This is a genomic window from Nonomuraea sp. NPDC049400 (genome assembly GCF_044466425.1).
Classification (GTDB): Bacteria; Actinomycetota; Actinomycetes; order Streptosporangiales; family Streptosporangiaceae; genus Nonomuraea.
The window spans coordinates 1-2,379 of sequence record NZ_JBITMP010000140.1 but is presented as its reverse complement, the minus strand read 5'-3'; the positions used below and the strand labels follow the sequence as shown (position 1 = coordinate 2,379).

Genomic DNA, 2,379 nt, shown 5'->3' with positions numbered 1-2,379 from the left:
GCCCAGGCCGGGCTCGCCGCCGACGAGGCGCTGCGGCTGCTTGCCGAGCACGGCCGCAACGAGCTGCCCGAGCCGCGGCGGCCGTCTCTGCCGCTGCGGGCCGCGCGCCAGCTGGCCGACCCGCTGTCGATCCTGCTGCTGTTCGCCGGGTTGGTCACGCTGGTGGTGCTTGGCGAGGTGCCCGAGGGGGCGGCCATCCTGGCCATCCTGCTGGTGAACGTGCTCATCGGAGTGAGCCAGGAGGTCAAGGCTGACCAGGCGGTACGCGCACTGCGGACGCTGACCGCGCCGATGGCCAAGGTCCGCCGCGGCGGTGTGGTGCGGCGGATCCCTGCGGGCGAGGTGGTGCGCGGGGATGTGGTCGAGGTGGCGGCGGGCGATCGGGTTCCCGCCGATGCGTGGGTGGTTGAGGCGTCTTCGCTGGCGGTCAACGAGTCGGTGCTGACGGGCGAGTCCCAGTCGGCGGGCAAACGTGCCGGAGGGCGGGCCGAGGGGCCGCTTGGCGATCGTGATGGCGTGCTGTTCTCCGGAACCATGGTGGTACGCGGGTCGGGTGTGGCCGTGGTGGCGGAAACTGGTGCCCATACGGAGATCGGCCGCATCGCCTCGGCTCTGCGGGGACATGTGAAGGGGCCGCTGGAAGTGGAGTTGGCCCAGGTTTCCAAACGCATCGGCCTGCTGGCCTTGGCGGCCGGCGTGGTGATGGTGGTCCTCGGGCTGACCAGGGGCGGGATCGAGCCGGTGCAGTTGGTGCTGGCGGGGGTGGCGCTGGCGATCGCGGCCGTCCCGGAGAGCATGGCTGCGGCGGTCACGACCGCGCTGGCGCTGGGCTCGCAGCGCATGGCGCGGCTCGGGGTGATCGTACGGCGGCTGTCGGCGATCCAGGCGCTGGGCGCGACCACGGTGATCGCCTCGGATAAGACCGGCACTCTGACCACCGGCCGACTGGCGGTGGCCGACTATGTGGAGATTGCGGGCGCCGATCTGTGGCGAGCCGCCGTACGCTGCAACGACGCCCGCGACGGGCTGGGCGACGCGGTGGACGTGGCGCTGCTGGTCGCGTCCGCCGATCATGGGGTACGGCCGGACGAGCCGCGGTTGGCCACCAGGCCCTTCGACGCCGACGCCCGGTCGATGGCCGTGGTCACCGAGGGGCCGGTGCTGACCGTGAAAGGCGCCCCAGAGGTGGTGCTGGCCCGATGCGTGCCTGGGGAGGCCACCCAACGGCTGGCTGATGCCGTGCCGGTGCTGGCCAAACATGGGCTGCGGGTGCTGGCGCTGGCCGAAGGCGACACCGGTGATCTGGACGCCGTGGGGCTGCGGCCGGTGGGGTTGGTCGGGTTGAGCGATGAGATCCGCGGCTCGGCCCGTCAAGCAGTGGCCGACTGCCGGGCAGGCGGCATCCGCGTGGTCATGGTGACCGGCGATCATGCCGATACCGCGCGTGCTGTCGCCCAGGAGGTCGGCATCGAGCCGGAACCGGTGGTGACCGGGTCCTGCCTGGACGGCCAGGATCGTACGGCCCGGCTGCGGGAGGCGGGTGTGCTGGCCCGGGTCGACCCGGCGACCAAGCTGGATCTAGTGCGCGCGCTGCGTGAGGGCGGCGAGGTCGTCGCGATGACCGGCGACGGCGTCAACGATGCCCCGGCCTTGCGCGACGCCGATGTCGGGGTGGCGATGGCCGGGGAGGAGGGCACCGACGTCGCCAGGGAAGCCGCCGCTGTGGTCGTCACCAGCGGTGAGCTGGGCACCATCGTGACCGGGATACGGGAGGGCCGCCGCCTGCACCACAACGTCGGTTCCATGATCGGCTATCTGCTGGCTGGGAACCTGGCCGAGATCTTCCTGGTGCTGGTCGGCCTGTTCGCCTGGCCCGACCTGGTCATCCCGCTCCTGCCGGTACAGCTGCTGTGGATCAATCTGGTGCTGGACGGCATCCCCGCCATCGCTCTGGGCATCGACCGGGCACCCGGCGACCCACTGGTGAGCGGCCCCGGCCGGGGCGGGCTGCTGTCCGGGCCGGTGCTGTCCCGTATCGGCGTCCGTTCGCTGATCGTCGGCCTGCTGGTGGCCGGCGCTGTGGAGGTTACGCGGCGGCTGGGCTGGGACGATGACCAGGTCAGGACGCAGGCAGTGCTGACCCTGGTGTTCGCCCGGCTCACGCTGGCGTACGTGGCCAGGGCGCGCCGCTGGACGTTCGAGCACGGCTGGTGGCGCGGCCGGGCGGTCATGGTCGCAGTGGTGGGCACGGCGGCCTTGCAGGTGCTGGTGACGCTGGCGGCGCCGCTGGGCGAGCTGCTCGCCCTCACCACGATCCCCCCGCTGGGCTGGGCCATGGCACTCGCCGCGGCCGCCTTGACCCCGCCGCTGTGCGACCTG

Annotated in this window: 1 protein-coding gene; it reads left to right on the top strand. The window is 72.4% G+C overall.

The features are described from left to right. The coding region (locus ACIBVN_RS60740) for a cation-translocating P-type ATPase (RefSeq protein WP_397152001.1) at window positions 1-2,379 on the top strand (2,379 nt) is incomplete at both ends.